25 protein-coding genes and 2 pseudogenes are annotated in these 21,060 nt (G+C 57.3%); 11 read left to right on the top strand and 16 right to left on the bottom strand.

All coding sequences use genetic code 11. From position 1 onward, the window contains the following. Positions 1-504 precede the first annotated feature (504 nt). Together ACN19L_RS21890 and ACN19L_RS21885 are read left to right on the top strand one after the other, a co-directional pair. A complete protein-coding gene (locus ACN19L_RS21890; RefSeq protein ID WP_426491429.1) occupies positions 505-1,521 on the top strand; it encodes a hypothetical protein in 1,017 nt (338 codons plus the stop codon). Further along, complete coding sequence (locus ACN19L_RS21885) at positions 1,509-2,351, top strand: agmatine deiminase family protein (protein ID WP_426491428.1); 843 nt, start codon at positions 1,509-1,511, stop codon at positions 2,349-2,351. Before ACN19L_RS21890 ends, ACN19L_RS21885 begins: the two co-directional genes overlap by 13 nt. 30 nt (positions 2,352-2,381) lie before the next feature. Here the strand turns inward: ACN19L_RS21885 and ACN19L_RS21880 are convergent, their stop codons facing one another. After that, positions 2,382-2,696, bottom strand: a complete 315-nt coding sequence (locus ACN19L_RS21880; RefSeq protein WP_426491427.1) for a hypothetical protein — start codon at positions 2,694-2,696, stop codon at positions 2,382-2,384. 192 nt (positions 2,697-2,888) lie between these two features. Further along, positions 2,889-3,233, bottom strand: coding sequence for a hypothetical protein (locus ACN19L_RS21875; RefSeq protein ID WP_426491426.1), 345 nt, complete (start codon positions 3,231-3,233; stop codon positions 2,889-2,891). Between the two features lie 175 nt (positions 3,234-3,408). On the opposite strand from ACN19L_RS21875, the gene ACN19L_RS21870 reads away from it, so the two are divergent. After that, positions 3,409-3,696 carry a hypothetical protein gene (locus tag ACN19L_RS21870; RefSeq protein WP_426491464.1) on the top strand — a complete coding sequence of 96 codons (288 nt, stop codon included), beginning with the start codon at positions 3,409-3,411 and terminating at the stop codon, positions 3,694-3,696. 57 nt (positions 3,697-3,753) lie between these two features. Here ACN19L_RS21870 and ACN19L_RS21865 read toward each other — a convergent pair whose 3' ends face one another. The 10 genes and pseudogenes from ACN19L_RS21865 to ACN19L_RS21820 form a co-directional block, all read right to left on the bottom strand. After that, positions 3,754-4,029, bottom strand: a complete 276-nt coding sequence (locus ACN19L_RS21865) for a hypothetical protein (RefSeq protein WP_426491424.1) — start codon at positions 4,027-4,029, stop codon at positions 3,754-3,756. 115 nt (positions 4,030-4,144) lie between these two features. Next, entirely contained in the window at positions 4,145-5,176 is a 1,032-nt protein-coding gene (locus ACN19L_RS21860; protein ID WP_426491423.1) for a hypothetical protein, read from the bottom strand. 523 nt (positions 5,177-5,699) lie between these two features. Continuing rightward, the gene (locus ACN19L_RS21855; RefSeq protein WP_426491422.1) at positions 5,700-5,915 is read right to left on the bottom strand and encodes a hypothetical protein; all 216 of its coding nucleotides are present in this window, start codon (positions 5,913-5,915) and stop codon (positions 5,700-5,702) included. Between the two features lie 18 nt (positions 5,916-5,933). After that, positions 5,934-7,343, bottom strand: coding sequence for a Fic/DOC family protein (locus tag ACN19L_RS21850; protein ID WP_426491421.1), 1,410 nt, complete (start codon positions 7,341-7,343; stop codon positions 5,934-5,936). Beyond that, positions 7,343-7,612 carry an antitoxin VbhA family protein gene (locus tag ACN19L_RS21845; RefSeq protein ID WP_426491420.1) on the bottom strand — a complete coding sequence of 90 codons (270 nt, stop codon included), beginning with the start codon at positions 7,610-7,612 and terminating at the stop codon, positions 7,343-7,345. Before ACN19L_RS21845 ends, ACN19L_RS21850 begins: the two co-directional genes overlap by 1 nt. Before the next feature lie 70 nt (positions 7,613-7,682). Further along, entirely contained in the window at positions 7,683-9,209 is a 1,527-nt protein-coding gene (locus ACN19L_RS21840) for a TraM recognition domain-containing protein (RefSeq protein ID WP_426491463.1), read from the bottom strand. Then, entirely contained in the window at positions 9,127-9,708 is a 582-nt protein-coding gene (locus ACN19L_RS21835; RefSeq protein WP_426491462.1) for a hypothetical protein, read from the bottom strand. Before ACN19L_RS21835 ends, ACN19L_RS21840 begins: the two co-directional genes overlap by 83 nt. Then, entirely contained in the window at positions 9,699-10,007 is a 309-nt protein-coding gene (locus ACN19L_RS21830; RefSeq protein WP_426491461.1) for a hypothetical protein, read from the bottom strand. Before ACN19L_RS21830 ends, ACN19L_RS21835 begins: the two co-directional genes overlap by 10 nt. Positions 10,008-10,060: 53 nt before the next feature. Beyond that, a pseudogene (locus ACN19L_RS21825) lies at positions 10,061-11,079 on the bottom strand (DUF5712 family protein). A 14-nt stretch (positions 11,080-11,093) separates the two neighbouring features. Further along, positions 11,094-11,612: a BfmA/BtgA family mobilization protein gene (locus ACN19L_RS21820; RefSeq protein WP_426491417.1), complete on the bottom strand. Its 519-nt coding sequence runs from the start codon at positions 11,610-11,612 to the stop codon at positions 11,094-11,096. 783 nt (positions 11,613-12,395) lie between these two features. Between ACN19L_RS21820 and ACN19L_RS21815 the strand changes: the two genes are divergently transcribed. The 3 genes from ACN19L_RS21815 to ACN19L_RS21805 all read left to right on the top strand — a co-directional run bounded on the left by ACN19L_RS21815 (position 12,396) and on the right by ACN19L_RS21805 (position 15,120). Next, the gene (locus ACN19L_RS21815; protein WP_426491416.1) at positions 12,396-13,175 is read left to right on the top strand and encodes a ParA family protein; all 780 of its coding nucleotides are present in this window, start codon (positions 12,396-12,398) and stop codon (positions 13,173-13,175) included. Further along, positions 13,175-13,708 carry a hypothetical protein gene (locus ACN19L_RS21810; protein ID WP_426491415.1) on the top strand — a complete coding sequence of 178 codons (534 nt, stop codon included), beginning with the start codon at positions 13,175-13,177 and terminating at the stop codon, positions 13,706-13,708. The genes ACN19L_RS21815 and ACN19L_RS21810 overlap by 1 nt, the downstream gene beginning before the upstream one ends. Before the next feature lie 185 nt (positions 13,709-13,893). After that, entirely contained in the window at positions 13,894-15,120 is a 1,227-nt protein-coding gene (locus ACN19L_RS21805; protein WP_426491414.1) for a hypothetical protein, read from the top strand. Positions 15,121-15,186: 66 nt separating this feature from the next. Here the strand turns inward: ACN19L_RS21805 and ACN19L_RS21800 are convergent, their stop codons facing one another. From ACN19L_RS21800 to ACN19L_RS21785, 4 genes and pseudogenes are all read right to left on the bottom strand, one after another. Further along, positions 15,187-15,417 (bottom strand): hypothetical protein, encoded by a 231-nt coding sequence (locus ACN19L_RS21800; protein ID WP_426491413.1) that lies wholly within the window; start codon positions 15,415-15,417, stop codon positions 15,187-15,189. A gap of 9 nt (positions 15,418-15,426) precedes the next feature. Next, complete coding sequence (locus ACN19L_RS21795; protein WP_426491412.1) at positions 15,427-15,654, bottom strand: hypothetical protein; 228 nt, start codon at positions 15,652-15,654, stop codon at positions 15,427-15,429. A 138-nt stretch (positions 15,655-15,792) separates the two neighbouring features. After that, on the bottom strand, positions 15,793-16,581 hold the full coding sequence (locus tag ACN19L_RS21790; RefSeq protein WP_426491460.1) for an ArdC family protein: 789 nt from the start codon (positions 16,579-16,581) through the stop codon (positions 15,793-15,795). Between the two features lie 28 nt (positions 16,582-16,609). Then, positions 16,610-16,813: pseudogene (locus tag ACN19L_RS21785) on the bottom strand (ArdC-like ssDNA-binding domain-containing protein); the annotation flags it as partial. 558 nt (positions 16,814-17,371) lie between these two features. Here ACN19L_RS21785 and ACN19L_RS21780 point away from each other — a divergent pair. The 5 genes from ACN19L_RS21780 (at position 17,372) to ACN19L_RS21760 (ending at position 20,731) form a co-directional block, all read left to right on the top strand. Then, positions 17,372-17,656, top strand: a complete 285-nt coding sequence (locus ACN19L_RS21780; protein ID WP_345228239.1) for a type II toxin-antitoxin system HigB family toxin — start codon at positions 17,372-17,374, stop codon at positions 17,654-17,656. A gap of 40 nt (positions 17,657-17,696) precedes the next feature. Further along, positions 17,697-18,053, top strand: coding sequence for a helix-turn-helix domain-containing protein (locus tag ACN19L_RS21775; protein ID WP_426491410.1), 357 nt, complete (start codon positions 17,697-17,699; stop codon positions 18,051-18,053). Positions 18,054-18,143: 90 nt separating this feature from the next. After that, on the top strand, positions 18,144-19,592 hold the full coding sequence (locus tag ACN19L_RS21770) for a UvrD-helicase domain-containing protein (RefSeq protein WP_426491459.1): 1,449 nt from the start codon (positions 18,144-18,146) through the stop codon (positions 19,590-19,592). 359 nt (positions 19,593-19,951) lie between these two features. Next, entirely contained in the window at positions 19,952-20,536 is a 585-nt protein-coding gene (locus tag ACN19L_RS21765; protein WP_426491408.1) for a hypothetical protein, read from the top strand. 45 nt (positions 20,537-20,581) lie between these two features. Further along, positions 20,582-20,731, top strand: coding sequence for a hypothetical protein (locus tag ACN19L_RS21760; RefSeq protein ID WP_426491407.1), 150 nt, complete (start codon positions 20,582-20,584; stop codon positions 20,729-20,731). Positions 20,732-21,060 lie beyond the last annotated feature (329 nt).

Here is a 21,060-nt window from a genome sequence, read left to right as displayed (position 1 = left end):
AATAGCCCTTAAATAACATGAGTCCTGACCCCTATAAGCAGAGCTTAACCGATGCCGCTGCCAGGCTGATATATATTCGGGAGCTACTATTCGACGCCACTTTTCAGGTCGCCATCACCAATGAATTGAGAGACTGGTCGGATACCGTAGAGGAGGAGAGGTACACTCCATCTCGAAAGAGCTATTGGAAAGCTGCAGCGACACGAATGTTCAACTGCTGACTAAGCTGCTTACCAGCGTGGAGAGGACCTGCGACTCACTCCTTAATCTCAATAGCCTGGAGTTAGAAGAAGACCCTGACTAAGGATGCGCTAGCAGTCCTCTGAGAGTTGGCGCAAGCAAAATCGGCAGTATAAATCATTGCTATTGCAGCAATTATAAATTTTATAATTGCTACTAAAACAACTACTTAGCTCATTTTTAAAATGCTCGTAATTCGCTAGGAGCGGATGTATTCGCGGTGTAATGTTGTGGCATCTATTACCAATCAGCCCAGTATTACGCATGCTCTCTTCCCATCAAATCGAGACTTTAAAAGCCGGCAAAGCGGCCCAGCTACCGGCCAGCCGTGTCATCACCGAGGCGGCATTGCCTTCATCGACCTATACCTACTTTCTGTATGACGAGTGCTGGCTCACGGACCAGGCCTCGCTGCCCGAGCTGCTTGAAGGCCTGCGCGTAGCGGGGTCACCTGAGCTGGGAGGATTCATCTGTCACTACTATCATACTGCACTGGCGGGGCGGCTGCCGCAAACCCGCTACCTCATCGAGCAGAAAGTACCTTTTGCCGCTGAGTTCAGCGAATACCTGTTGGCCGCCGACCGCCGCAACTACAGCCGGCCGAAGGAATGGCTTCAGTACCTGACGCAGCAGATTCACGAGGCGCAGCCCGAAGACATCGACTACTTCTTCACGGAGATAGCCGCCACGCTTCAGCATCGCTTGGTGGTGCGGACAGAAACCAAAATCTTCCGCATCACGGAGCTTGAGTTTTACTATCACAGCCGAAACCACCCCGACCCCTACGTACACAGAGACGCGGAACAGCTAAAGCCTTTGCACTGGTATTTCAACAAGGCTACCAGCCTAGACCTTACGTTTGGCGACCGGGACAGCAACAGCTTTGGTGGCATTCTGCTGCGGGGGCTTCAATTGCTGAGCACTGCCCCTACCGACGAGGTAACGCCCTCCTACCCCTACATCATGGGCCCGCAGCTCCTGACCAGAGCGCTGGTAGCCAGCTGGGGCAGCGCGCTGAACGGCGCGACGTACCTTTCCCTGGAAGAGAGTTCTACCCCGACGGAAGCACCGCCCACAGCCTGGCGCACGGCCCGCGTAGGGCTAACCTTTCGGCCTGATGAGGAAGACACAGCGCTTCCCTACGTGACGCGGCCTTACCGCTTCCTGGCCGACGAAGGCTACTTATCCCGCCTCAAGAACAAGGAAAGCATCTGCAAGCAGCAGCGCATGGATGCTGATACGGTTCGCCGCATCCTGGGCTATAAGCCATGCTGGCTATGATTGCGGCCAGCCCGGTTGCCCGCTTCTACCTGGCCGACACCCTCACCCAGCGGCACCCCGCTACCGCGACGGCCCTTACTGATGCGCTGCTTAAAAGTGGGGCGACAGTCGCTACCCTGCCCGGAACCCGGGATATCTGGGCCCGGGATTTTATGCCCGTGCCTACCGCCCGCGGACGCCTGATGCAGTTTCGCTATTTCCCGGACTACTTGCGCCCTAAGCGGTGGCATACGACCATCACCGACGGCGCTGCAGTAGCAAACCGGCTGGGCCTACCGCTCCAGCGGAGCCCGCTCATAGTCGACGGCGGCAACGTGGTCAGCCGGTTCGGCCGGGTACTTATGTCGGACAAAGTGCTACGCGAGAATCCCATGGTGCCCCGCTCCCGGCTGCTGCGCATGCTGGCTGATGCCTTGGAAGTAGACCGGATTGACTTGGTACCGGCTCACCCCGACGACTTCACCGGCCATGCTGACGGGTTGGTGCAGCTGCTCGATGAGCGAACGGCCCTGGTAAATGACTACCGCCGGCATGAGCCCGTCATCTGGCAACGCCTGCTAAAGGCCCTGCGACGCGCTGGCTTCGACTGTGTACCCTTGCCCTACAATCCCTACCAGAATACCGATTACACATCGGCAGTGGGCGAGTATATCAACTATCTGAGTGTGGGGAAGACACTAATTATTCCCGTCTACCACCAAGCAGAGGATGAGCTAGTCCTGCGCCGCCTGCACGAACTCTACCCCGACTTTGAAATAATTCCGCTCGATGGCAGAGCGGTGGCCAAGCAAGGGGGCGTGTTTCACTGCGTGACGTGGAATACGGATTGAGAAAGCCCTAGCCCTTTAGCTGCGAAGGCGCTAGCTTTTGGCAGGCAATACGCCCCCGGCCTTCAACTCATCCCGGGTGTAGTTTATTGGTCCTGTGGTTGGTTTTGCCGGGCGCGTATGCGGGGGGAGCGTATCGTCTTCTTTGGTGGCCAGGAAATAGAATACCTGCGGCTCGTGGTACGTGTAAGGCTTAATTCGCCCTGCACGGATACCGTTCTCTATCCCATTCAGATAGTTTTTCAGGCGAGTAGCTTGGTCCTCAGTCAACTCAAATGAGTTGGGATAGACAGCTTGGTTGAGTTTCTGTAGCGTGAGTACCGGGTCCACGTTAGATAAAACGTGCACGATGCTATAGATTCTCTGCATTTCACTGTTACCCGCCCGAAAGCAGTAGTATCGGTCACGGCTAAGCAGGTTTTCCTTGGCCGGCCTGGAGTGGATAAGCTGCTTTTCGATTAAATGCGCCGTTTCACTGGCGGGAAGTGTAATCACGGATGGCTCGTAGCTGGGCATAGCTTGTTTCTGCGACTGGCTGAATCAGGATTTTGAAGCCTTTTTGGACGGCTTTTTCTTAGCTGCAGCAGATTGGGATGGCTCCTCGCTTGCATCCTCACTTGGCTCCGCCGGCCGGTTCTGATACTCGTCGCGAATGAGGTCGATAAGCTGCTGCTCGGGCACTCTTAGCAGCGCAGCCAGCGCCAGCAGTTCCTTTATGGTCAGGGTTTCGGGCTCCTTGATGCGGCGCTGGGCCGTGCGGTGGTTGATATCCAAGCCCTCCGTGAGCTGCATAATCTTGGTACCGGTCTGCCGCAGCAGTTCGGCGAGGGTGCTGGCCGTGACGGTGGCAGCCTGCGCCTGGATGGAGATGAGGTGACGTGTCATGGGCAAGGCTACTTTCTGCTGGTAAGGGGAGCAAAGGATTTTTAATGGCGCGGAATGAGCGTTGGGGCGGCTCGCCGGCCCGCACCTGGGCTAGCAACTCTTCTACCTGCTCCAGTTCGAGTAGCTCGCGCATAGGGCCGATAAAGGTGAACCCTCCGAATATGCTCTCGTCGCCGTGCACGAATCGCAGCAGATAGTAGCGGTCGTCATACGGCGCAGCGTATCGCACCAGCATTACCAGCGCCGGCGGAGCAATGGCGTACTGCTCACAGAGCTTACCGGCCAGGTCCACAACGCCCAACGCAATACGGTCCCAGAAGAACTGGGGCAGGTCAAGGGCGATGGCCCACCCGTGGGCCGGGTGAACCAGTACCTCACACCGGGCGGACTGGGCCTGGTCATCAAAGAAGTAGAATGGTTCGGCTTGTTGAATACCGGGGATGCGAAGCAGGCTTTCCAATAGTAGAGGGTCAGGAATGGTAATTCAGGTACTAGGTTCGGCTTACGTACAGGCGCGTTGTTAGTGGCAGCAGCGCGGGAAACTTGAACGGCTGCCCCGCGACGCTTCTTCACGGAGCAGCATCGCATCCTCCCACCGCTCGCTTTCCACTAGCGCCAGCACAGCCCACCGGCAGACCTGCCGGGCATCCGACGCGGCGGCCATCAGCTGGCCCGCCTTCTGCCGGCGCTCAATAGAAAAGGCCGGGTGGTTGAGAACGAGTGCCAGCCAGGCCCGGGCTTTTTCCAGTGGTAGCGGGTCAGCCGTAAAGTGGTCGATAGGAACGGAAACAGCCATAGCTATTCTATGCACAATGTACGAAGTATAATTGCACTTACTGCGAAGCCAGTGGGAAGCGGCCTATTTGCAAAACATCCCGGTCGGCCACTGGCCAACCGGGATGCTGCGGGCATTACCTCATCATCTCAGACCGCATGAGCAGGACCGGACCGGCCACCACATCCACGGGGGAGTACTGGTCAAGCGGATAGGTTTCGTACCACAGGGCCGTGGCCAGCGGGTTGATGGGGCGCTCCTTGAATTTGCCCTCGTCGTCGAAGACCAGAATCCAGTCCTGGTAAGCTCCGTGCTGGGGATGATGCACGTCGATGTAGTCGCATCCCAAAGCCGCATACAGCTGCGCCAGCTTGAACGTCCGGCCCTTCACGGGTCGCACCTCCTGGATACTGCCGTCGACTCCCAACAGCATGGCCGCCCCCTCGGCCGGGAGCATGGCGCGATACTGGCGGGCGAAGTAGTCGCCCAGGGCCTTCACGCTGGCCAGCCGCTGCCCGTCCGCGAGTTGAAAAGGGCCATGCTCGTAGGCATGGGTTAGAAACCTCTTGCCGGTGGTACCGCACAGCGCCACGATGCGCGATTGGTCAGGCTGCCCCACCTGCACCTGCACAAACAGGCGCGGCGGCAAGGGCTTCCAGAACGGCTGCCCCTGTTCGTCACCGGCCAATATCTGGCTGCTGTGCAGGCTGAACAGCAACGGCTCAGCCGCCACGGCTGCCGCCGGTGGTGTGGGCTCGTCGTCCACCCCAAACAGCAATGCCTCCGCCACTGCCCCGGAACCATCCTTGAGCTGGTAGTGCCAAGCTCCCTGCACAAAGTCGCGGGCCGCTACCGTCAGCGGCTGCTCTACCCCAAAAAGGCGCACGGTCTGCCCGGGATTAAAGCGCGCCGGTGCGGTTCCGGCCGGTACAGGGTGAGTTAGGCCTTTCACCCAGCGTAGGCCCTGTGGGCCACGAAACCGCACCTGCTGGCCCGCCGCCACCGAAGCCGCCTCGGCCCTGTCGTCAGTGCGGTTAAGGTAGCCGCTCAACTCTACGCGGCAATAGGCTGCTGCCTCAGCAATGGTAGCGAACAGCGCCGCCGGGAAGCTGTCCCCGTACTGGCGGAGAACTTCAAATTGATAGCTGGCAAGATGGGGGTTTTTCATGCTTTAAAGGGCGTTTAGAGTGGTTATTGATTCTAAATGGTCAACATTCGCCCTTTGCCCTTAGTTGCATTTTATACAATTTTTATTAGCACTTTATGCTAATATTTCTTGTCTTGTGGTGTATCTGATTGCCATGCAAAAACTCAAAAGCCTTTTCGGCCGCGTGACCGAAAAGGCTTTTGGTAGCTCTGTGCTACAGGAAGGGCTTCTACCGCGCTAAGACGTGGCTGGGGCTAAGATGCTGATGAGCCGCTCAATGGGGATTCCGGGAGTGAAGGGGTGCGTGTTACCCCACGCGTGGGCTTTGATACGGCGCACGTCTTCGTCAGAGAGGCCCACATGGCCAAGCTCGGTTTGCCCCCTGAATACATGGCAATGATTGCCGAACATATTCAGGGTGAAAGTAACGGGAACGTGTTCGTCTAGTAGGTGCAGAAGCGGGTAGTATGCGGTTGACATGGCAACAGAGTGAAGAGGTACACCTAGAATTTACAACATAAATGTCATACTTCCTCTGCTTCCCTTAGTTCTCCTGACCTTTCGGCTTGGTCGGCGTCCAGTCCATCCACTTCCGCTCGGTTTGGCAGTGGGTGCATTGCATCAGCAACTCCGTTCCTACGAGGTAAACTTCCAGCACTTCCAAGTGGGCGTGCAGCGTATCCTCTCCGCACGTCACGCAAGCCAGTAGCTCGGTGCCGGCCAGCTGCTCTTCCAGAAAGTGTAGTTCGTCGTCCTGCATAGCAGCAAGGTACGAGGCTTACCGTTCGATGCCACCGCTGCTGCGACCAATGCCGGAACTGCCGCGCTCCTGTGGCGGGACAGTGGTCAGTACCTGGGCGGAGCTGCGCAAGTCTTCCAGATGCTTGCTGGTGCCCAGCCCCGGCAGCTTCTCGGCCGCGTCGAGCGACCGGCGGAAGCTCTCCGCGTTGGGGCCGACAATTACCGGGTTACGAGCCACGTCCTTCGCCACCTCGCGCAGGCCGGCCCCAGCGGCAGCCTGGCCGTGGGCTTCCAGCGCCTTGGCCACCTCGCGGGCGGCAGTAGCAAACACGGGCTGGGCCTCGGCGTGTGTCTTGGGGGCGGCAAGCACCGGCTGGCCGCTACTCCTTGCCGCCGAAGCCGCAGGCTGCCGCTGTGCTGGCGGCGCTACCAACTCTTTGCCTTCGGCAAGCTGCAGCACCTGCACCGAAGCGGCTTTCAGGCGCTGGGCGTCGGCCAGGTCGAGCGGGGTATCCTTCATGGCCGGGTGCTTGAGAATCTTATCCGCCGCCTGCTGAAACTCGGTGATGCTTTTGCCCTGGATAGCCTTGGAGTCCAGGTTCACGGCCTCCACCTGCTGCCCCAGCCGGATGCCCTGCTCCCGGTTGCCGGGTCCGGGCATGTTGGCCACTACGCTGGCCACGCGGTAGCCGGTCACCTCCAACTCACGCCGGGCATCCATTGCCTTCATGGCCGGGCTCAGCTCCGGGGTGGGCGTCACGGCCTGGCGGGGGTCGCGCAGCTCCTCCCCTATCGCCCCCGGGGTTGGGGTAATAATTTTCTGAAACATCTCTTTCAGCGGCTGCAGATTCTTCGCCGCCTCGGCGGGCGGGTACTGCCGCACGATGGCCAGGTCGCGGCTGCGGTTTAGAATCTCCGGGCTGGCCCGGTTAAAGTCCACGTCGTAGCCGGCTTCCTTGCCCAGCTGGGTGAAGGTGGCCTGGATGGTGCGGCCGTTGCCGTCCCGGAAAGCGTGGGCATGGTTGTACTGGTCGAGGTAGTAGGCGGCCCGCTCGGCAAACTTCTCGTCCGAGAGGCCTTTCAGGTTGTTCTCGCGGTTAAGCTGCGCCCCGATAGCATCCAGCCGCTCAGGTATTTCCTTGTGGGGCGCGTAAGTCATGGTTTCGCGGAAGCCAGTGACGCGGGTATCCTTATGGCCCTGAAACCCGCGGTCGGCCCGGGTCTCGCCGGCCCACTGGTACACGCCGCTGAATAGCCGCTCGTGCACCTGCTTCAGGTGGGCCTGGTCGTACTTCCCGCCCTGAATGCCGCCCTGCGTGTTGAGCAGCTTCAGGCGGGGAATGGAGGAATCAGACTCGGCCTGCGCCAAATCCTCCTTGTTGGTAATTCCGAGCTTGTTCAGCCGCACGCCGTTCTCGTCGCTGAACCGGTCATTGAGCACCGCCATTACTGCGCCGGGCTGGTGGGCGTGCCGGCTCCGGGCTTGGCCGCGTAGCGGGCCCTGAGCATCTCGTCGGTTAGCTCAATCACCTGCTCAATGGTCAGCTCGCCGTCGACGTGGCGCTGCATCAGGGCCAGAGCCTCCGGGCTGGGCGCGGGGCCGTTGCTCATCATCGTGGCAATGGCGTTGTTGCTGTCGTGCTCGCGCTGCTGGCGGGCGGCTAGCTCTTCGGCAATGAGGCCGGCCGGGGCGGGCGCAAAAAAGGTCTTGCTCATGGCTTTTCGGAAATAGAAGGTGGTACTAGTAGAACGCTAAAACGGCCCTATTTGTCACTTTTAAGCGGTTTTATGCCTCTGTTTTTGTCCCTACTGCTAAGGTGTTTACATGCTTGGCCAAGGTTTCTTTCACCTCCTGGCGCACCCGCAGAAAGTTCTCCTGCACCGTGCGCGAAAGGGCGCTGGCCGGGTCTTCCCCCGGGCCGCCGAAGCTCACCATCTGGTGCAGGGGAAACCGCTCGGGCGTAACGTCGGCCCGGGCAATGGTGCCCTGGAAAAAGGTGCTGCCGGTTTCCACTGTCTGGCCGATAAACTCGCCCTGCTGCAGGCCGATGGTATCCTGCACCCGCACCAGGCTGCGCTCCTGGTAGCTCGTGCTCTGGTTAGTGGAGTTGTTGCGCGCCCCGCTGCCCTGGCTGGTGCCGGTGCTTGTGCTTACCATCTGCTTGTCCTCGCGGCCCACCAGCTCAGAAATGAACTTGGCCGTTTCCAGCGAGTTCACCTTGCCGAAAAACTGGTTGTTGAGGTTGCTCACCATCACCTGCATTTTCTCCTTGCCGTAGGCGTCCGTCATCTGGCTCAGGTCCTGGGTCATGTACACCATCGCCACCTTGTTGCTGCGGGCCGTGGCCGGAATCACCTCCAGCCCCGGCACGTAGAGCGTCGCGGCCTCATCGAGAAACACGTAGCTGCGGTGCTTATTCTGCTGATTCATTAGCTTGAGCGCCACGGTAATCACGCAGCTGACCACCGGCGAAAACGTATCCTTCAGCGTCGGGTCGTTGCCGATGCACAGCAGCTTGGGCCGCTGCTTGTCGTTCAGGTCGAGCGAAAAGCCCTCGCCGTTTGCCTCGTCCGGGGTCAGCACCCACACCACCTCGGGGCTGTTTATCTTGGTCAGGTTCACCTGCAGCGTGCCCAGCACCGCGCCCACCTGCTTGTCGGCGCGGGTCTGCACCGCCGAGATAAGGCTTCGGGCCTGGTCGCCGCACTCCAAATCAGTTTCCAGCATACTCAGGACGTGGGTGTAGTCCTTGTACATGGCCGTGGCCACCACGTGCGGAATGGTGCAGTACTGCGGGTAATGCTTCTTGTAAAACCAGATGATACCGGTCAGATACGCCACGGAGCTGGTATCGAAGAACTCCATCTTGCGGATGCTCGACGGGTTCAGGTTGTTGATGATGGCCTTGCTGTACTCCTCGGCGAAGGCCACCACTGGCATATCCGCCGGTCGCAGCGGGTTTACCCGCTCGCTGCGCGTCAGGTCCCGGAAGTTGATGATGTGCAGCTGCACGGGCGGCTCCGCCGCCGGCTGCGGCTCGGCCTTGCTGAACAGACCTGTCAGCCTGGTCTGCAGCCGGCCCTGGAAGCTGGCCGCGTAGCTGGTGGCTTGCTGCTGCTCGCGCTCCTTGCGGCGCTCGGCCAGTACCAGGGCTTTCTGCATCGCCTCGGCCAGCACCGGAAACTTGAAGTCGTACACCAGCCCGGCGAAGTTCTGGTAGGCAAACTGTTCAATCAGCGGCTCTCCTATCGAGTAGGTCTTGCCCGCGCCCGCGCCGCCCAGCACCAGCGTGCCCCGGTACGGGTTGGCCACGGTAATCCAGCCCCCGTCCGCCGTGGGGAAGTGCGGCATCCGGGCTTTTCACCTTTCGGCGCTCGGTGCTCAGCCCGAAAGCCGGCTTTTTAGTCATGGCCCACAGCAGCCCCACTACTCCCCCACTGCCCAGCACGGCCACGGCGGCTCCCGGATAGCCAAACTCGATAAAGCCCGGTGAGTAGCGGTGCATGTTCAGCAGGGTATAGCCCGCTGCCAGGAACAAGGCCCCGCACAGGCCCGCCACGACGCGCAGGGCCTGCCGGTTGATGACGTTGCGCCTGCCCTGCCCGGGCTTCGCCTGCGGGGCTTTCTGCACGAATACGAGTACCAGCCCGGCCAGCAGCAGCAGCGCCCGCAGGTACACCCCAGCCGCTCCGTAGAAGCGGGCAGCTTTTACCAGCAGCTTGCTGCCCATACCGCTGCCGGCTTTGGCCAGCGCGTCGGTCCCGCCTTTGGTCTTAGTAAGCGCTTGGTCGGTGGAGTGCGTTATGGCCACCGCGCCGCTAGCTGCCCCTCCCCTACCACCGGGCGGGCAGCGGCTTCGGCCTTGGCAATGCGTGCCTGGCGCTGCCGCTCGGCAATGCGCGCCGTGGTAGCCGCCAGCCGCTCTTTGGGCGTCAGGCTGTCCGCTGGTATGCCGGCCGCCTGAATGAACTGCGCCCGGCGGGCCTCGGCAATTTCGGGGCCGTGCAGGAGCACGTAGTAGTCGCCGCCGATAATGGCCAGCAGCAGCAGGACAACAAAGAGGCCCGCGCCCTGGGTACCGGCCGCCGGCCGGGGTGCTTGACTGGTCATAGGCTTGAAAGCTGATTTAGGTGGGTAGGATGATGACGGGGCGAGTGGGCACGCTACATTTCAATATCCAGCTCCGCGCTGTTGCGCCCCCTTTTCTCGCTGAGGTGCTCGGTCTTTTCCTCGCGGCCCGTGTTGGAGCGCACCGCCTGCTGCACGGCGTGGAGCATGGTACTGGCCGCGTGCTGCGGTGCCGGCTGCTCGCGGCCCGTGCTCAGCAGATGATAGGCGTTATCAATGGGCTGGCCCTGCTGCGCCCGCCGCTCGACGGTAGCCAGGGAGCGGTAAAACGTCTTGTCGTACTCGCGGCCCTGGGCAATCTGCTGGACCCGCTGCGGGTCCAGTCGCTCTTCCTTCAGCACGCGCAGGTTGAGGGCGGCCACCCGCTCCCCAATCCTGACTGCCCGGCCGGCATCCCGGCTACCATCGCGCTGCTTGGGTCGTAGCTTTTCGTGCGCCTGGGCCGTGTAGCCAAACTGCTTTTCAAACTGCCGCCCGGCCGCCGCCTGCCACTGCATCAGGTCGAAGCGGCTGCGGCGTCCGCCGGGGTTGAGCGTGATTCTCTGCTGCGCGTCGCGGGCACTCACGATGACGTGAATATGCGTCTGCAGGCCCGGCCGCTGCTCGCCCATCTTGGCCTGACCAATACTCACCTCCGGGTCGGTGCCCCGGTAGCTGCGCTGCTGGTGCAGCGTGGCTCCCCACACCAGGTCCTGGCTGCCTAGCTCCCGTCCATCCTTCAGCTTGAAGTTGGCGGCGTACTGCGCCATCACCTGCCGGGTATAGTTTTTCAGCTTGGCCTCGTCGTTGCCAATATGCGTCAACTCAGCCTCGCTGGGGCTAATCACCAGGAATAGAATTTGGCCTCGCCGGCCCGCAGTCCCTTCACGTTAGAATCGATATTCTGCCCCACCTCGGCCGCGCTGAGGTCGTCGCGTTTAGCCCCGAAAAACGTGGCTTCCTCTCCATCGCGTCCGGCTTCCTGCTTCAGATAATTGAGCGTTTGCGCGCTGCTTCCGCTGTTGCTGTAAGCCGCTTTTCCGTGCGTCGCGGGGTTGATTAGCTTGATATACATCGGTGGCTGTGTGCTTAATTCTTGACTGCTTTTGCCACTGTATCGCCATCATTTATTCTGCCTGCGCCCGCTTGTTGAGCGGCAGCTATTGCCTCTTTTGCCTGCCGCTCAATCATGTCTTCGTTCTGCGCCCGCAACTGCTTTAAGCCTTCCCGCTGCTCGTTTAGCTGCGCCTCATTAAGGCTGCTCAGCTGCTGCGTCAGGTTATTTACCAGGATTTCATTCATGCGCAGCACGCGCTCCAGCGTCACCCGGCTACGAAGCATTTCCTCCAGCATTGGTACCAGCAGACTACGCTCCTGCTCCTGCAGATACCCAAATACCCGGTCCCCGAGCTTCTTTACCTGCTGCATAATCAGCTGGCCTTCGCGGGCCACATCCTCCACCGGGTGTAGTCCGCGCTCCGCGAAGTAGCGCACGGCCGCTCCGGTGTAGTCGGCCTGGCTTATCTGCAGCCGCTTAGCCTCTTTGCTCAGCAGAAAATGAGTAGCCGCAGGTACGTTGACGCTCTTCGTAGCGGGGTTGGTTGGCATAGGTAGAATCAATCTTCTGCCCGCCCTCTCTAGGTTATTTTTAACCTACAAATCAGCTAGTTATCTTAACAAACCTGCAAATTTAAGCTCTGCTTAAATACAAGTCTCACGCTTACAGGTGCTTAGCACCCTGTATGTGATACTCTTCTTGCTAAGACTACATACACTACATCCAAGAGGGTTTTCAGAATTATTTGAGAACTATTTCAGAATCACGGATACGTATTACGAGCGGCATTGGGTTAGCCTTTATTTATCGTTACCCCGACCTGATTTTGTGTCTGGGTACTGGTTATAGTTGCTATCCTTTCCCACTCTCATTATCTCAGAAAGGCCTTTTAAGATTTATTACTACTTTACAACATTACTACTTTACGACTTTAACCCATGTATAATAACTGTTATCGTCATCAAGCTCAGCCTTGCCTACCAGCACCCATATTACCACTTTACTACATTACTACTTTACTACGTTTATGAAGTACCCCCGCCCGAATTTTTACTACTTTACTACAATGCAACTTTACTACTCACAAGGTACATCAAAGCACCGCTTCTTTATTTTTGATATTTTACGACATTGCAACTTTACCACAAAGTAACTTTACTACTTGTAGTAAATAATACTTTGCAATTTGTTGCTTTTACTACTTAGTCATTTTACTACTACACAACTTTGCGACAAAGCTACTTTACTACTTTGCGACATTTCCGCTTACATTTGCTTTCCCCGGGCCTGACCATCTGGGGCATCAGCGCTAGCTTACCTTAATCAGTAACCCCATGTCAAAAGTCATCAGCTTTGCTACCCAAAAGGGGGGCTCGGGCAAGTCAACCCTGGCCCTCGTCCTCGCGGCTCCTCTGGCTATCGAGTACGGACTGAAAATCGCCATCCTGGATTGTGACTACCAGCAGAGCATCGTCAAAACCCGCAAGCAGCTGGACGAGCCCAGCCTGGCTATCCTGCGTGAGTCAGACCCTGCGGCAGATTACCCCTACGACGTGTTTCCCATGTCGCTGAAGAGCATCTTTGATTTCATCGACAATCCGGAAAACGACTACGACCTTATCATCATCGACATTCCCGGCCGGGCCGACGGGGAAGACGTTTTCAACGCCCTCACGGGCTGCGACGCGGTAATAGTGCCGCTGGTATCGGATTACCTGGACCGCGCCTCCACGGCCGAGTTTATGGGCATCCTCGAAGCGCTGAAAAAGGCGGCCGACAAGGCCGAGGTGGATTTCCAGTATTTCGGCTTGGCCACGAAGCGCATCAGCGGCCGACGGGAGGAAAAGGAGATGGACGACTACATTGACGAGCTGGGCCTCTCGCGCTTCCAGTCCTATCTGAGCCACCGCATGGTGTACAGCCGCGCCTCCACGCTGCACAGCCTGCTGACCCCGGCCTACCGCAACTACGCCGGGGGCACCAAAGATAGCTCAGAGGAAATCCGGCGCGTATGCGAAGAGCTGATAGAAAAGCTGGACTTGCCCCGGCGCAAAGCCGACGTCGAAGCTGAGCTGGAAGAAACGACCGATACCACCCCAACCGAAATCAAGTAATGGCAAAGTCTCCCTTTGTAAAAGCGAAAATTGAAGGCCCCCGGAAGCGTATTCCGGTTGATGAGACCTTGCGCGCCGAAGCCCGCGCCGGGATGGGAGGGGAGCAAACCCGCCTGGAAGCCGAAGGCAAGGCAACTACCCCAGCGGCGGCTGCCCCTGCAGAAGCGGTAACGGCCCCAGTAGCGCTCGCGCCTGTGCCAACGCCCGAGCCGGTAGCAGCAGTTGAGCCAGCACCAGAGCCCGCGCCGTCTGCTGAGCAGCCGGTGGCGGAAGCCGCAGCTGCTTCCGTGCCAGCGGCCCCGGTTGAGCGCCGACCCCGTGGCCGCAAGCCGGCAGCAGCGGGACCGGAGCCAACGGGTGAGTTGAAAGGGGTGCGGATTGCGGAATCTGTGTGGTCGGAGATTCGCAGGATTATCGTTCAGCTTCCTAAAGGGCCGGATATGCCGACAAATATCATCGGCTACCTGCACGCGGCCCACCGGCACTACGAGGCGCACCTGCGCAAGCAGGGCAAGCTCCCCCCAGTCAATTAGCGCGCTTGGCAGGACTGGTTAAGAGTGACTAGCCGGTTCGGGCGTCGACATTCCACTAGTCCTCATCATTAAGTGCTTCGGCTTCCAAATCGCTTGTTAAGGGCAGTTCCTAACCGGGCTGCCCTTGCTCATTTTGGTATCCGGACACTACCTTACTTGTTAAATAGTATGCAAGACAACCAGATATGAAAGACATTTTGGCTAACGCTCGATTCTGGCAGTTCGATGATAAGTCCATATTCCCATTTGGCAAGCATAAAGGGGAATCAGTCATTGACGTATTCAAGCAGGACCCATCATACATTGGTTTCTGCCTGGAAAGCATACCAAAATTCACGTTAACCACTAGTGGATGGAATGCTATATACAATCAAGACAAAGAGTATTTCAATAATGAAACAAGTAGAAATTATTTTATATATTATATTAATAAAATATTCGAAGTAAACCGTATTTTGAGAAATAATACCCACAACGATGAAGGCCGCAATCGGCCATTATCAACCTTTATTAATAAAATAGCCTATGTTAATACGGATAAAATAACACTAAAAGCATGTTTCAAAAGAGCAAAAGCTAGTACAGTTAATGCAAAAGGTATAGCCGTTGAATTAGAAGAGCAATATGCCAAGCAAGGATATATACAGGAGGAATTAACAAGAGAGGAAGAGAACAAAATTAAATTCTCCGTGAGAATTATAGACTTCAAAGACTTTGGAACGTTCAAAAAATATGATGCCGCTTATTGTACGCCAGGAGTCAAGACTTTTGAAGTTATACGATTACTGTCTAGCGGCTTAGTTGTCCTTGCATTAGCTATGGACTGCCGAAATTTTCGTCCACAGGGTATGGGTTTTGGCACAGAAGGATGGATAAGGATTCTACCTGACGATGCCGACTGTGTCTTGCATATCGCAAATAATCATCTCACGATAAATCAACGGATATCAGACCGAGAGATGACAGATGCTGAAATTGAAGCTGACATAGTCGCCTTTCATGAGCGCAAACCGAATGCGCAAAAAAGGACACCAGAATACTATTCCAAGAAAAAAATTCCAATATATGCCCCAGTAAATTTGCTCGATGAGATATTAGAATCATACACAATTAACCGCCAGGCGTTTCCAAATAAAAATCTATTCAACACTACTATATTATATGAATACTTCAGCTCTCTACAATTTACCTATCATTCAGATGAAGTTGACGAGTTAACTAAGCAGTGGTATGAATCTAAAAATAACATCAAAACATATGACCTCAGGCGTAAACGAGTGTGGCAAAATCGTCAAGCGTTTTGGCGTTCCGAAGATTCTGAAGCCGACGACGATTCAGACCGTGAAAACTGGGAAGAATTGACAGACGGCCAAAACGGAACTTGGGAAGACTGGCATGAACCCGTTGATTGATTTTGAAGATTGCCTCACTAGCCAGATGTGTAGCCTTCGATACGCTTTGCTGTAAAAGGGTAGGGGCTACTGTTGAAAAAGCAGGTCGGCCGGTGCTACCTGGTGCCACTCTCCGGTCTGCAGGTAGCGAACCTGAAACTGGCCCCGCCGGGTCCGGGCCTGGCTCACGCGGTACGCTGCCGGCGCTGGCGCTGCTTCGGTGGCGGCGGGCTGGTGAAATACCGCCCAGCAATTGTTGGCAAGGGCCTGCTGCACGTCACGGGTAGCGTGCCTGATGGTGGATAGGGGGCTGCTCATCGTTAGGGGTTATAGTGCTAGCTGGAACTGCCCGCCGTGCTGCTCGCTGGTGCGGCGCAGACCTTCGCAGGCAATGGGGCGAACTGCCCGTACCAGCTTCAAAAGGGACTCGTAGGCGGCTGACGTGTCAATCTCCAGTTCCAGCCGCTCGGCAACCTCCTCGGTAAGCACTTCGCTGTTAATGCCTTTATCCAGCTGCCGCATCAGATTTTCTACGTCGGCAACGGCGGCAATCACCCGGCTGCGGTACTCGTTCCAAGCTGGGCTCTGGATAGTGGGGCTTCACTGGCTTTCATAAGCAGGCTAGAATTAGAGCTAGGGCTAGGATTAAGGCTAGGGCTAGCCGCTCGCAAGCGGCCAGCCCCGCCCGGCGGGCTATGCGAGCTGCAGCCAGCTTAGCTCGGCGGCCATAAACTCGCGGTCGATGTCGTCGAGCACCGCAACCGGCTCGCTGGCTACCGGCGCGGCTGCCGGGGCCTGTACCTCGTCGGCTTCGCCCTCCGGCTCCGCTGTCGTCCCTAGTATCATCTCAGCGGCGCGCTGGGCTTTGCTGGCGGCCTGTACCACAAGCCTCTTATCATTCTTCAACCGTTCCAGCCAGTTCTGAATGTAGGCCACGGCGTTTTCTTCGGTCTGCTCGGTAGCAATGCCGGCCGCCGCGCTCAGAAAGGATGCGCCCATTTCAGCGGTCAGCTCCTCGCGGGCGTAGCTGCTGCTCTGCTTTCCCTCGCCAGCGGTCAGGTCGGCGCGGTCAAGGCGGCTCTGGTGGCCGGTGCTGTGCGTCAGTTCGTGAAACAGGGTCTGATAGTAGCCCTCCGACGTGGTGAAGGTTTCCGGCTTGGGCATGTTCACAAAGTCCAGCGCCGGCGAATAGTAGGCCCGCTGGTGCAGGTACTGAATGGCGGGCTTGCCGTCCCACGCCTCCACGATGCCTTCGGCCACTTCGCTGGGGGTGAACTCCTGCTTGGTTACCTCGGGCAGATTGAACTCGATGCCCTCAATGTCTTCCACTGAAAACACGGTGTAATACTTCAGGAAGGGCGTTTTCTCTTCCTTGCCGGTTTCCTTGTTCTCGCGCTTGCTGATGTTGTAATACACTACCTGATGGCCTTTGGCCCCTTTTCTCACGTTGCCGCCTAGCGCCAGCGCCTGCTTGAATGTCATGAAGAAGGAGGGCTCCGCTGAAATGCAGCAGAAACAGGTTGATTCCGCTGTACACGCGGCCGGTGGCGTAGTTGCGGGGCAGGCCATACACCGCGTTCCACGGCTTGCGCCACGGAATGATGCCGCCTTCCAGCGCCGAAATAATCCGGTCCGTCACAATCTGGTACACGTCGGGCCGGGTTGCGGCTGCTTTGGTGGCTTTCTTGGCGGCAGGCTTGCTGGTCTTTTTCATGGCTAAAAGGCTGTTGTTCCGTTCGTTTGTTATACTTATTAAACGGCAGCGGCACACAATTAGTTGCACTTTATGCGATTATAATTCGTATTTTATACAAGTTATTTTCTTTCTTATAGTCCCTCTATCTCCGCCTTTTTTCCCCACCGCCCCTAATTCCGCTTGGCCACGAAATGGCAGAAGACTTATCCGCGCTCTGCTGGGAGTGGGGCGGCTTTTTCAGCCGGCTGGCTCACAGCTCCGACTCTCTTTTCAATGGAAGAGGCCATCAGGCGGAGCCACCGGCCTGCGGTCGATGTAGCGCAGCACAGTCGTCGGCAGCCCGGCGGCTCCGTCTGATGGCCTGTGCGACGGCCTTTTGCGTGAGGGATGGCAGGGTTTAGTCCGCAGGACCGTAGGCGCAGCCGCAGCTCCGAACAGCCCGGCCCGAAGGGACACGCCCCAATTTCTGTATTGTGTAAATTTTTTTACCTTATCCAGAAATTTTACGTATCTTTACTTAAGACCTGTAACCCGTGCCCTCGCGCCGCTTTTTGCTAGACATTATGCTTATTGACTATGGAGATACTTACTAAGAAAACATTGAGAGACTATGGAAATACCCAACACCCTGATGTAGCCCAAGCCCTGCTGGAGTGGTTCGAGATGGCCGAGGCGGCTGAGTGGCAGACAGCCGCTGATGTACCCGCTCGCTACGTCGGCAACAACCGCTACGTGTTCAATATTCTGGGCAACCGCTTCCGCCTGATTGTCCGCATCTTTTTCCCGGCTTACCAGGTGTACGTCCGCTTCGTGGGCACCCACGCTGAGTACGACCGCATCCCCGACACTTCGACGGTCTGAGCCACCTTCTTCTATCCCAATCATTCACCCCACACGCACAATGGCACTCATCCTGCACACTGAAAAGGAGTATCAGGCCGCTATGACGCGGCTTGAATACCTCATCGACAACGAGCCCGGCAACCTGGACGAAATCAAGTCCCTCGGTCGCGCCGCGAACGAATACGAAAACGACCATGGCCACCGTCCCATCTCGCCCACCTCGCTGGTCGGCATGCTGGAGCGGGAGATGGTAGCGCGCCGCCTGAAAAAGCAGGATATGGCTGCCCTGCTCGGCATTGCAAACAGCCGACTGAGCGAAGTTCTCAACGGCAAGCGCGCCATCAACCTGGACCTAGCCAAGCGCCTTTACCAAAAGCTGGGTATCTCTGCCGAACTTATCTTGGAATACGCGTAGCTGCCCCGCGGGCTTTAGGTGTATTCCAGCAGACAACACTATACCAAGTCCGGCAGGGCGTTAGCCGCTGGCCGGCGGAAATAATTCGTGATGAATCTTACGGCTGAGCAGTCTGCCATCCTGGCTTCCCGTGGCCATTTGAAAATCAACGCCGTTGCCGGGAGTGGTAAAACCACTACGATGGTCGAATATGCCCGCGCCCAACCGGCAACGGCCCGCATCCTGTACCTCGCCTTCAACAAGACGGTGCGGCAGGAGGCCATTCGCAAGTTTCAGGCAGCTGGCTTACCGAACGTGGTGGTAGAAACAGCGCATTCCTTGGCCTACCGCTACGTGGTGCGCGGCAGCCGCTACCAACTCAACAACAAAGGGTATCGGGCGCACGAGCTGGTAGAAATGCTCAAGCTGCCCCGGGGCACCGGGCAGGAGCGCCACCAGGAGTATGTGCTGGCCAACCACATTGCCAAGTTCGTGACCTATTTCTGCAACAGCGACCAGGCGCAGGTGCAACGGCTCGATTACCTGTCCACGCTAATCGACCCGAAGGCTCGGGAATTTGTCGGCAAGCACTACGCTACTATCGAGCGAAGCTGCCGGGAATTGCTGGCCCGCATGGACCGCGGTGAAATTGCTATTACCCATGACTTCTACCTGAAGAAATTTCAGTTGAGCCACACCCTGCTGCCGGCTGATGTTATCCTGTTCGATGAGGGCCAGGACGCCTCCGGGGCCATGCTGGATATCTTCTTCCGTCAACCCGCTACTAAGGTGATTGTCGGGGATACCCATCAGCAGATTTACGGCTGGCGGCACGCGGTCAACTCGCTGGAAAGAACGGATTATCCCAGCCTGCAGCTAAGTACCAGCTTCCGGTTTGGACCTCCCATCGCCAAACTGGCCTCACACGTTCTGAGCTGGAAAACGCAACTGGGCGCGGGTCCCCAACTCGTGGTGACGGGTGCCGCGCAGGAAGCGCCAAGCGAGGGAACTACTCGCGCCGTAATTGGCCGCACCAACCTGGGGTTGCTGCTCAAGGCTATTGAGTACGTTAAGGAGCACCGGCAGCAGCTGCGTCGGGTGTACTTCGAGGGCAACATTAACTCCTACACCTACGCGGGGGAGGGCGCGAGCTTAACGGATGTACTGGCCCTCTATAACGGCCGTAGCGAGGCCATTAAAGACCCGTTGATTCGCAAAATGGCCAATCTGGATGAATTGGCCGACTACGCCGAGCAGACCGAGGATGGGCAGCTGCAGATGCTCATCACCATCGTGGAGGATTACGGCAACGACGTTATCGACCTTATCAAAGAGTTGAAGCGCCTGCACGTTGCTGATGGTGCCCGCGACCAGGCGCAACTCTACTTCTCCACGGTACACCGCTGCAAGGGCTTGGAGTACGACCAAGTGCAGCTCACCCCGGATTTTATCACGCAGGCCACCGTTGACAAGCTGGAAGAGGAATTTGCAGCCAAGCCCCGGAGACGGGCGTCAGGGCCCGTGTATTCGAGGAAATCAACCTGCTTTACGTCGCCCTGACGCGGGCCAAGGCCCGGGTACATGTACCGTCTGATTGCCTTCCCGATGGATTTGAGCCCCACGCGGCCGTGCAGGGCTTCCACGGTACAGGCGGCACGGTCCTGCTCGCAGCACCTGCAGCGGCTCCTGCTCATAGAAGAGAATGGGTGGAGTATACTCCCGCCCAGGTTACTTTGGACCCTCGCTTTGCCTCACTGCAACAGAAGCTGGACGCAAGCAGCAAATCACCAAATGGTTAATTGCTCCCCAAAGTCCAAAAGCTCATCTGCCAGCGCGCAGGAGATGCGGTGACGGACTTTCTCCAATTCACGGACGCCGCGTCTTAAGATGACGGTGAAGCGTCTTTTCTTAGCTGTACTATGAATGGAAACGACCTACTCCATGCCCATATTACTCCGCTTCTGCAACTTGTAGCATCTACTTCACTCTGGGTGCATCCCAAGGTAATTGAAGCCCTGCGCCAGGAAGACGGCAACGATACAGCCCGGTGGTTTCGCAACGTGCGCCGGGCCCGGACGAAAAATAACGAGACGGTCCGCGCTTTCGCCGATGGCAATTACTTGGATGATAACTCCAAAGCAAATATTGCCATCAAAACGGCGCTTGGTTACCGTACCAAAACGGAGGAAATCAAGAAGTTTCATACCTGCCACATCTACGACGAGCAGGGCGAAGCATATGACCCGCTGTATTACTGTGCACTGCCAAATTTGGTGCTCATTCCGAGTGCCATTCACAGTCTCGCGGACCATTTCCCAGAGTGTAAACAGATACTGAAGTACCGGGCTTACCAGCTGTACGGGTTCTACCGGGGCGCAATCCCACCCAAGCCCACTGACTACGACCAACTGGAATGGCATCCGTTTGTAGGCAGCACTGAGCGGGCACTGAAGTCTGTTAAAATGCGAGGAAGTTCTTTACAACCGAAATCCGCGCTTGCCTAAGCCTTGTATCCGCAAAATCTATTAAAACCATCACCCCTGCTATCCATGCCGCGCATCATCTTTTTCAATACCGGCTGGATGGATTCTTACGCGGGCAACCACCGGAACCTCGACACCATCACGGGAGGCGGGGCCCATACCAGGGAGCAAGGGTGGGAAGGAGGGTGGTGGCAGCTACATCGTGGGTTGGTATAAGAACGCAACGTTATTCCGCACGGAACAGCCGCGCCCAGCTAACTCCCGTCACCTGTGGCAGGACCACCTGATGGAGTTCTATAGGGGTAGCACAAGAGTAGGAGCAGAAAGTATCGGTAGGGAAAAACTGCGTGGGCGGCTGTTTCAGAATACGGACATTTTACTGAACAAGCCAGCCTCATTAACCTGTGGGCGCCCTATTTTGAAGGGTGAATGTGTCCATCGTAAGCAATCCGCTTAACCTTTGGACTAAGCTTTTAACCAAGGCCAGGTTTTCAGGCTGGGCCGGCGGGCGCGGGGGCGGGCCTGGTTTGGGTGCGGGCAACAGG

Origin of the sequence: Hymenobacter sp. 102 (genome assembly GCF_049949205.1) — a bacterium.
In the GTDB taxonomy this organism is placed as follows: domain Bacteria; phylum Bacteroidota; class Bacteroidia; order Cytophagales; family Hymenobacteraceae; genus Hymenobacter.
This window is presented reverse-complemented; position numbering and strand designations above follow the sequence as displayed.

Bases quoted from the DNA above. Each gene is read 5' to 3' on its own strand.
- ACN19L_RS21810 (WP_426491415.1), top strand. From the start codon at position 13,175: ATGGCAAAGTCTCCCTTTGTAAAAGCGAAAATTGAAGGCCCCCGGAAG.
- ACN19L_RS21765 (WP_426491408.1), top strand. From the start codon at position 19,952: ATGAATGGAAACGACCTACTCCATGCCCATATTACTCCGCTTCTGCAA.
- ACN19L_RS21820 (WP_426491417.1), bottom strand. From the start codon at position 11,612: ATGCCAACCAACCCCGCTACGAAGAGCGTCAACGTACCTGCGGCTACT.
- ACN19L_RS21855 (WP_426491422.1), bottom strand. From the start codon at position 5,915: ATGCAGGACGACGAACTACACTTTCTGGAAGAGCAGCTGGCCGGCACC.
- ACN19L_RS21780 (WP_345228239.1), top strand. From the start codon at position 17,372: ATGGAGATACTTACTAAGAAAACATTGAGAGACTATGGAAATACCCAA.
- ACN19L_RS21850 (WP_426491421.1), bottom strand. From the start codon at position 7,343: ATGGCGGTGCTCAATGACCGGTTCAGCGACGAGAACGGCGTGCGGCTG.
- ACN19L_RS21865 (WP_426491424.1), bottom strand. From the start codon at position 4,029: ATGGCTGTTTCCGTTCCTATCGACCACTTTACGGCTGACCCGCTACCA.
- ACN19L_RS21815 (WP_426491416.1), top strand. From the start codon at position 12,396: ATGTCAAAAGTCATCAGCTTTGCTACCCAAAAGGGGGGCTCGGGCAAG.
- ACN19L_RS21760 (WP_426491407.1), top strand. From the start codon at position 20,582: ATGCCGCGCATCATCTTTTTCAATACCGGCTGGATGGATTCTTACGCG.
- ACN19L_RS21885 (WP_426491428.1), top strand. From the start codon at position 1,509: ATGCTGGCTATGATTGCGGCCAGCCCGGTTGCCCGCTTCTACCTGGCC.
- ACN19L_RS21800 (WP_426491413.1), bottom strand. From the start codon at position 15,417: ATGAGCAGCCCCCTATCCACCATCAGGCACGCTACCCGTGACGTGCAG.
- ACN19L_RS21790 (WP_426491460.1), bottom strand. From the start codon at position 16,581: ATGACATTCAAGCAGGCGCTGGCGCTAGGCGGCAACGTGAGAAAAGGG.
- ACN19L_RS21775 (WP_426491410.1), top strand. From the start codon at position 17,697: ATGGCACTCATCCTGCACACTGAAAAGGAGTATCAGGCCGCTATGACG.
- ACN19L_RS21770 (WP_426491459.1), top strand. From the start codon at position 18,144: ATGAATCTTACGGCTGAGCAGTCTGCCATCCTGGCTTCCCGTGGCCAT.
- ACN19L_RS21860 (WP_426491423.1), bottom strand. From the start codon at position 5,176: ATGAAAAACCCCCATCTTGCCAGCTATCAATTTGAAGTTCTCCGCCAG.
- ACN19L_RS21830 (WP_426491461.1), bottom strand. From the start codon at position 10,007: ATGACCAGTCAAGCACCCCGGCCGGCGGCCGGTACCCAGGGCGCGGGC.
- ACN19L_RS21845 (WP_426491420.1), bottom strand. From the start codon at position 7,612: ATGAGCAAGACCTTTTTTGCGCCCGCCCCGGCCGGCCTCATTGCCGAA.
- ACN19L_RS21805 (WP_426491414.1), top strand. From the start codon at position 13,894: ATGAAAGACATTTTGGCTAACGCTCGATTCTGGCAGTTCGATGATAAG.
- ACN19L_RS21890 (WP_426491429.1), top strand. From the start codon at position 505: ATGCTCTCTTCCCATCAAATCGAGACTTTAAAAGCCGGCAAAGCGGCC.
- ACN19L_RS21875 (WP_426491426.1), bottom strand. From the start codon at position 3,233: ATGACACGTCACCTCATCTCCATCCAGGCGCAGGCTGCCACCGTCACG.